Genomic DNA, 7,983 nt, shown 5'->3' on the forward strand with positions numbered 1-7,983 from the left:
CTATTTTTCATTTGAAATCATTTAGCCAAAACCTTAAAAATGACTATTTTTGATGAACTAAAATTAACTAACAAATCAAGAACAATGGCACACAATATTAAACCAGGCGTTGCAACAGGCGATGAAGTACAGGCTATTTTTAATCATGCTAAAGCAAACGGCTATGCACTACCAGCTGTAAATGTAATAGGTTCGGACACCATCAATGGAGTTTTGGAAACCGCAAGGGATTTAAACTCGCCAGTAATTATTCAATTTTCAAACGGAGGCGCACAGTTTAATGCGGGCAAAGGTTTGGGCAACGATGGGCAAAAAGGAGCCATTGCTGGCGCTATTGCGGGAGCAAAACATATACATACCCTAGCGGAAGCCTATGGTGCAACCGTAATTTTACATACGGACCACTGTGCCAAAAAACTATTACCTTGGATTGACGGCATGTTAGATGCCAGTGAAAAGCATTTCGCAGAAACCGGGAAGTCATTGTTCAGTTCTCATATGATTGACCTTTCAGAAGAACCCATTGAGGAAAACATCGAAATCTGCAAGGAGTACTTAAAACGAATGTCTAAAATGGGCATGACTTTGGAGATTGAACTGGGTATCACTGGCGGTGAGGAAGACGGCGTTGACAATACTGATGTGGATGACTCCAAACTATACACCCAACCAGAGGAAGTAGCTTATGCATACGAAGAATTGAGCAAGGTAAGTCCAAGATTTACTATTGCAGCAGCTTTTGGAAATGTACATGGGGTTTACAAACCCGGAAATGTAAAATTGACTCCTAAAATTTTGAAGAACTCTCAAGAGTATATCAGCAAAAAATATGGTGTTGAGCATAATCATATCGATTTTGTATTCCACGGCGGCTCTGGTTCTACGGTTGAGGAAATACGAGAGGCTATTGGCTATGGTGTTATAAAAATGAATATCGATACGGATTTACAATACGCTTTTATGAGTGGTATCCGTGATTATATGAACGACAAATCGGAATACTTGAAGTCTCAAATCGGTAATCCAGATGGTGAGGATTCTCCAAATAAAAAATACTATGACCCAAGGGTTTGGTTACGTGAAGGTGAAAAATCATTTGTTGAGCGCTTAAAGAAAGCTTTCGAAGATTTGAACAACGTCAATACGTTATAAGATAAGTTATATTAAAACGATAATGGAAAAGGTTCTGTGTTTTCGCAGAACCTTTTTACTTATTACACTGTATGACAACAGGTTACCTTTCTGCTGTCTATAAAATTATAAAGGCGTTACCTCAAAAATTAAAAAAAGGCTTAATTTTGTAATTGAAATGTAGTTTATCTTCCCAAATTGAAAATTACAGCTTATATTATTTTTAACGATTTCTTCAAATGATCTTTTAATCTGAAAAATCGTCAATCTAAACATTATTTAATATGTCTTGGTTCAAAAGAAAAGATAAAGGAATACAAACATCTACAGAGGAAAAGAAAGACACCCCAAAAGGATTGTGGTACAAATCCCCAACCGGTAAAATTGTAGACACTAAAGAGTTACAGGAGAATTACTATGTAAGCCCAGAGGACGGTTACCACGTAAGGATTGGCAGTACGGAATATTTCGAGATTCTCTTTGACGATAATAAATTTAAGGAATTGGATGTCAAATTGGAATCCAAAGATCCACTAAAGTTTGTGGACACTAAAAAATATCCTGACCGACTAAAAGCCGCCCAAGAGAAAACCAAGCTTAAAGATGCTGTTCGCACTGCGGTTGGAAAGTCTAAGGGGAAAGACCTTGTAGTTGCCTGTATGGATTTCGGATTTATTGGAGGCTCAATGGGTAGTGTTGTTGGTGAAAAAATTGCTCGCGCGGCCGACTACTCATTAAAACACAATATCCCATTGATGGTAATTTCAAAATCAGGGGGAGCGCGGATGATGGAAGCGGCACTATCATTGATGCAGTTGGCAAAAACTTCCGTAAAATTGGCGCAATTGGCAGATGCCAAAATTCCTTATATCTCTTTGTGCACTGACCCCACAACTGGTGGAACTACAGCTTCTTTTGCTATGCTGGGCGATATTAATATCAGTGAGCCAGGAGCCTTAATTGGATTTGCCGGTCCTCGCATCGTAAGAGACACTACGGGAAAAGAACTCCCAGAAGGCTTCCAGACCTCAGAGTTTTTATTGGAACATGGGTTCCTTGACTTTATCACTCTAAGAAGAGATTTAAAAAATAAGGTGAATCAATATCTGGATTTGATATTGAACCAACCTTTGAGAGATTAATACAAACGATTTTGAAAAATGGGCCAAAAGTGAAACTACTTTTGGCCCATTTTTCATTCTATCAAAAAGTAGGCATCCGAATTCTTGATATTGAAAAGTTTCTTGTATGTTATCTCAAGGCAAGTCTTGCGTGCTGTTTATAGCCTTCTTAAAGAAAATCGAAAATTCTGTGCCAACCTCCACCTCGCTGGTCACCTCCACTTTTCCACCCATAGATTCGATATGATTTTTGGTGATGAACAACCCAAGCCCAATGGAATCCCTGTTGGTATGGAAAGTTTTATATAACTGAAACAATTTTTTGCCGTATTTTTCCAAATCGATACCCATACCGTTATCAGCAATTTTTAGAATAACATAGCCTTCAACTTCGGAGGTTGATAATTCCACTTGTGGCGTTCTATCATCAGACCTGTATTTTATGGCATTGGTTAAAAAATTCAAAATAATACTATCCAAATAGGCCGGTACACCTTTGATGAATAGCTCTTCGTCTACATCATTAATGATATTTGTTTTTGTGTTTCTAGCCACGGCGGCCACACTATAAATTGCCTTCTCAATATAATCGTAGAGATTAAGCGTTTCCAATTCTGTAGCTTCCACAGTTTTAATTTGTGCCACCTCGGTCAAATGCGAAACGGTTTCTACCAAATTTTCAATGGCATTGGATAGCAGTTTAAAATTATCGTTGTACCTCAACCATTCAAATTCTTCTTCTAAAAACCCTTTTACCGTCATCAAATTTCCCGAGTGGGAACGTAAATTATGCGTAATGATATCGGCAAAGGAAGTCAACCGTTCATTTTGTTCCCGCACTACCCTCAACATTAATCGCAGTTTATCCTGACTTAGCTTTCTGCTTGTGATATCGGAAAATTGCCAAATCATCTGAGTAGGTTTGCCATCAATAGCAGAAATGAGGGACACGGAAATTAAAAACCAAATGACAGACCCATCCTTATGAAAATAACGTTGCATCACGCGATAGCGATCAATCTTCCCTTGCATCAACCTTTCATATTTTGTGGCATGAGCGCCCAAATCATCCCTGAAAATGATGTTCTCTATTTTCATGTTGTACAACTCATTTTTGGTGTAGCCCAACATGTCGCACATGCTGTCGTTCACCTTAATCCAATCGCCGTCTAGGGTTAGGATAGCAATGCCGTTGTAGGTATTGTTGAAGATTTTTTCAAGATGGTCGTAGGAGTCTGGAAAGCTTTCTTCCGGGAAGAGTGATTTCATATGCTTTAAACAATAAGTTCGTTCATATTAACAGCTAAAAATCAGTTTAGGGAGGTTGGTATTTTAAAATCATTGAAAAGTTACACAAAAAAACTTTTAACACCAAAAAAGTATTATATTTGCCGACTGAAAGAAAGCCTTTCGCAGTACATAACAATCATTTACAATAATATTAGCATGTATTTAACTAAAGAAGTAAAAGAGGGTATTTTTGAGAAGTACGGTAAGGGAAAAAACGATACCGGTACCGCTGAAGCCCAAATTGCGTTGTTTACGCACAGAATTAATCACTTAACCGAACACTTAAAAAACAATCGTAAAGATTATAATACTGAGCGTTCGTTAGTAAAGCTAGTAGGTAAGCGTAGAGCGTTGCTAGATTACTTAACTAAGAAGGATATCTTAAGATATCGTGCGATAGTAAAAGAATTAGGATTAAGAAAATAAACAGGATAAAAGAGGTTTGCATTGGCGAGCCTCTTTTTTCTTTTCACCCTGAGCTTGTCGAAGGGTTAGCGCTAGGGATTGAGGGATTTGTTGAAGCTCCTCGAAGAGAGCGACTCCCGAAAGCCCGACCCCTTGTGGGTAGCGCCCAAATAAAACATCTCTTGCAAAGGAGTATAAATTTTGCACAATTTAGAAGAAGCTAAACATAGTTTTTCATTGGTCAACGACCTTTCAGGTCAACACACAACCACTACACACAACACAACGACCATTGTTTAACATGATTTGAGCGCGATACTGCTTGAATCACAAGAAAAATTTTATGATTCCACAAACATTTAAAGAGGTCATAGACCTTGGTGACGGTAGAGAAATTTCTATCGAGACCGGAAAATTAGCAAAACAGGCACATGGTTCTGTTGTTGTACAATCTGGAAAATGTATGCTATTGTGTACGGTAGTTTCCAATTATCACGCGGCCGACGTTGACTTTTTACCATTAACGGTAGATTACAGAGAGAAATTTGCAGCCGCAGGACGATACCCAGGCGGATTCTTTAAACGAGAAGCTAGACCAAGCGATAACGAAGTATTAACCATGCGTTTAGTAGACCGTGTATTGCGTCCATTATTTCCAAAGGATTACCATGCTGAAACACAGGTGATGATTCAATTAATGTCACACGACGAAAATGTGATGCCAGACGCTATGGCTGGTTTAGCAGCTTCGGCCGCTATTCAATTATCGGATTTTCCGTTTGAATGTGCCATTTCTGAAGTACGTGTTGGCCGTATCAATGGTGAATTGATTATCAACCCTACCAGAGCACAATTAGAAGAAAGTGATCTCGATATGGTAATCGGTGCTTCTGCGGATTCTGTGATGATGGTTGAAGGTGAAATGAAAGAGATTTCGGAAGAGGAAATGGTTGAGGCGATTGAGTTTGCACATGAAGCTATCAAAAAGCAGTGTGAAGCACAATTAAAATTAGCTGAAGCCTTTGGCAAAAAAGAAACCAGAGAATATGAGCCTGAAGTTGAAGACGAGGATTTGGCAAAGAAAATCCATGACATGGTTTATGATAAAACCTATGCGATTGCCAAAGCTGGCTCGGCTAAACACGAAAGAAGCGAAGCTTTTAGTAAAATAAAAGAGGAAGTTTTTGAATCTTTCCCTGAGGAAGAGCATGAGGAACTTGGAAAATTGATTCATAAGTACGTCGCCAAAGCCCAAAAGGAGGCTGTAAGAAACTTGACCTTGGATGAAGGTTTACGTTTAGATGGACGTACCACAGATGAAATCAGACCAATTTGGTGCGAGGTGGATTATTTACCTTCCACCCATGGTTCAGCGATTTTTACCCGTGGGGAAACTCAGGCTTTAGCTACTGTTACCTTGGGAACTTCGAGAGAGGCTAACGTTATTGACAACCCTTCTTTTGAGGGTGAAGAGCGTTTCTATTTACACTATAACTTCCCTCCTTTTTCAACAGGTGAAGCAAGACCAATCCGAGGTACTTCACGTCGTGAGGTAGGCCATGGTAACCTGGCGCAACGTGCTTTAAAAGGTATGGTTCCAGAGGATTGCCCTTACACCGTACGTGTGGTATCCGAAGTATTGGAATCTAACGGTTCGTCTTCAATGGCTACCGTATGTTCGGGCACAATGGCACTGATGGATGCTGGTGTTCAGATGAAAAAACCAGTTTCTGGTATTGCAATGGGATTGATTTCCGATGCTGAAACGGGGAAATATGCTGTACTATCTGATATTTTAGGAGATGAAGATCACTTAGGTGATATGGACTTTAAAGTAACCGGTACTGCCGATGGTATTACTGCTTGCCAAATGGATATAAAGGTAAAGGGTTTATCCTATGAAATTTTGGTAAAAGCCCTAATGCAAGCAAAAGATGGCCGTTTACATATCTTGCAAAAACTGGTAGATACAATCGACACTCCTAGAGAAGATGTTAAGCCACATGCTCCTAAAATGGTAACTCGCATAATTCCTGGTGAATATATTGGTGCCGTTATCGGTTCTGGAGGTAAAGTAATTCAAGAATTACAAAAGGAAACCAATACCACTATTGTTATCAACGAAGACCCTGTAACAGAGGAGGGTATTGTTGAGATTTTAGGTACTGGTCAAGAAGGTATTGACGCCGTTTTAGCAAAAATTGATGCCTTGATGTTTAAGCCTGAAGTTGGTAGCGTTTACGAAGTAAAAGTGACTAAAATCTTAGATTTCGGTGCGGTTGTTGAGTATGTTGACGCTCCAGGAAATGACACTTTGATCCACATTTCAGAATTGGCATGGGAACGCACAAATAATGTAACTGACGTAGTCAATGTTGGTGATACTATGGATGTGAAGTATTTTGGTTTCGATCCAAAAACACGCAAGGAAAAAGTTTCCCGTAAGGCTATTTTACCTAAACCTGAAGGCTGGCAACCAAGACCTCCAAGAGACAATAATAAAGGTGGTAGAGATAACCGAGGCAGAGACAATCGTGGACGCGATAATCGTAACCGCGATAATCGCAGGGACGACAGAAGCCCAAGAGAAGAGAAGAAAGAAGACTAAATCCTTTCTTTTAATTCATAAAAAAAACCGAAAGACTAAAATTCTTTCGGTTTTTTGTTTTTGTCAATTACTTGGGCTTAAGGTTGCACCCAAGCATTATTATAGGCATCATATATCATTTGTCTTAGACTAGTCGTCCCTTGCAAAGTAACGCCTTGAGAGTTCATCACAATAACACAATCTACACCTGTTCCCGGGAACATCACAATTTGTGTCCTAACACCTTGTGAAACTGTTGGGTCGCTACTGGTGCCAATAGAACCAGCCTTTCCATAATAATTGCCATGGATTTCATCCGCAGGATCAGCGACATCCATTCCAAGTCTGTGCAACTTCATTAAATCTCTTTGATCTTTGGTCACTAATATTTCGGTATACTCAAAATAAGCGTTTACTTTAGCCATTTCCATAGCAGTCATAAAATATCCGCCACCACCAGACTTATTGTTCCAGCTACCGTAATATTGTCCACCGTTATTACTTCCATCGTTCGCATTATAATATAATGTTGAAACATCCCTACTTTCAGGAAAACATCCCACTAATGGCAATGACAGTCTATCAAAGATATTCTGTTGCATATACAATAGATACATAAATTGGGTATTAGCATCATTTTCAATATCGATAGCTGGACTCCCCTCAAGATTGCTCCATAAAGAAGGAATTAACACGCGGTACAAAGCAAAATTCACATTAAGGTAATTTCTGGTTTTTGCATTCACTACACCAGTTTCTATACAGTCCTTTAAACCTTGATAGCCTAAAGTAACATCAAAATTGTTGTTGGTGCTTTGTAATCCAGATTCGTGTTTTAAAAGATCTTTAAAGCTTAAATTATTCACGCCAGGGCCTATTGTCCAAGAATTTGGAAGCCAATCAGCTATGTTGTCTTCGATAGTTAGGTTGTTTGCTTCCAAAAGTTGCATTACCGCTATAGCCGTATAGAATTTGGAAACACTAGCCACATTTATTTCTTTATTCAAAGTGAAGTCGATAGAGCCATCGGCAGCATTTCGGGCTTTCCCAAAGGCATCGGATCTTTCTAAATTCCCATTTTTACTGATGGTATATGCCCATCCTATGGGGCTATCACCCCCCGCTTCAACATAATCAATTAAATTTTGTTCAAAGACATCCATATTAAAAACGGCGGTATTGGTTTGGAAATCGTTAAAAGATTCTTCAACCTCACAACTCGTAAAGGCTATGAACAAGAAAAAAATGAATAATCGTTTTACTAACTTACTTTTATTCGGTGCTGAAAACATTTTGTTTGTAGTTATCATTGGTGTTTATTTTATGTATTACACTAATAGATAACTTGCACCTGTATTTTGTTACCTCCTTTTTTTAAGTTATTTAACCCGTTGTGCATTATGATTTAAAAGAAAAAAGTTGTTCATCTTACTGATAATCAGTAAATTG

General features: G+C 38.8%; 6 protein-coding genes. 4 read left to right on the forward strand and 2 right to left on the reverse strand.

The genetic code is table 11. The annotated features are described in order from the left end of the window. Nucleotides 1-84: 84 nt before the first annotated feature. On the forward strand, nt 85-1,152 hold the full coding sequence (fbaA, locus tag ACFSR8_RS13120; RefSeq protein WP_186558244.1) for a class II fructose-bisphosphate aldolase: 1,068 nt from the start codon (nt 85-87) through the stop codon (nt 1,150-1,152). Nucleotides 1,153-1,415: 263 nt separating this feature from the next. Beyond that, nucleotides 1,416-2,273 carry an acetyl-CoA carboxylase, carboxyltransferase subunit beta gene (gene accD / locus ACFSR8_RS13125; RefSeq protein ID WP_380292744.1) on the forward strand — a complete coding sequence of 286 codons (858 nt, stop codon included), beginning with the start codon at nt 1,416-1,418 and terminating at the stop codon, nt 2,271-2,273. Nucleotides 2,274-2,387: 114 nt separating this feature from the next. On the opposite strand, the gene ACFSR8_RS13130 is transcribed toward accD, so the two are convergent. Further along, a complete protein-coding gene (locus ACFSR8_RS13130) occupies nt 2,388-3,521 on the reverse strand; it encodes a PAS domain S-box protein (RefSeq protein ID WP_380292746.1) in 1,134 nt (377 codons plus the stop codon). Between the two features lie 177 nt (nt 3,522-3,698). On the opposite strand from ACFSR8_RS13130, the gene rpsO reads away from it, so the two are divergent. Further along, nucleotides 3,699-3,968: a 30S ribosomal protein S15 gene (gene rpsO, locus ACFSR8_RS13135; RefSeq protein WP_380292754.1), complete on the forward strand. Its 270-nt coding sequence runs from the start codon at nt 3,699-3,701 to the stop codon at nt 3,966-3,968. A 322-nt stretch (nt 3,969-4,290) separates the two neighbouring features. After that, the gene (locus ACFSR8_RS13140; protein ID WP_380292748.1) at nt 4,291-6,555 is read left to right on the forward strand and encodes a polyribonucleotide nucleotidyltransferase; all 2,265 of its coding nucleotides are present in this window, start codon (nt 4,291-4,293) and stop codon (nt 6,553-6,555) included. A gap of 77 nt (nt 6,556-6,632) precedes the next feature. Here ACFSR8_RS13140 and ACFSR8_RS13145 read toward each other — a convergent pair whose 3' ends face one another. After that, entirely contained in the window at nt 6,633-7,844 is a 1,212-nt protein-coding gene (locus tag ACFSR8_RS13145) for a serine hydrolase domain-containing protein (RefSeq protein WP_380292750.1), read from the reverse strand. Nucleotides 7,845-7,983 lie beyond the last annotated feature (139 nt).

Source organism: Hyunsoonleella rubra, assembly GCF_042684665.1.
Lineage (GTDB): Bacteria > Bacteroidota > Bacteroidia > Flavobacteriales > Flavobacteriaceae > Jejuia > Jejuia rubra.

What these genes read in the sequence shown, in the direction of transcription:
- accD (WP_380292744.1), top strand. Translation starts at nt 1,416, where the DNA reads ATGTCTTGGTTCAAAAGAAAAGATAAAGGAATACAAACATCTACAGAG.
- rpsO (WP_380292754.1), top strand. Translation starts at nt 3,699, where the DNA reads ATGTATTTAACTAAAGAAGTAAAAGAGGGTATTTTTGAGAAGTACGGT.
- fbaA (WP_186558244.1), top strand. Translation starts at nt 85, where the DNA reads ATGGCACACAATATTAAACCAGGCGTTGCAACAGGCGATGAAGTACAG.
- ACFSR8_RS13145 (WP_380292750.1), bottom strand. Translation starts at nt 7,844, where the DNA reads ATGATAACTACAAACAAAATGTTTTCAGCACCGAATAAAAGTAAGTTA.
- ACFSR8_RS13130 (WP_380292746.1), bottom strand. Translation starts at nt 3,521, where the DNA reads ATGAAATCACTCTTCCCGGAAGAAAGCTTTCCAGACTCCTACGACCAT.
- ACFSR8_RS13140 (WP_380292748.1), top strand. Translation starts at nt 4,291, where the DNA reads ATGATTCCACAAACATTTAAAGAGGTCATAGACCTTGGTGACGGTAGA.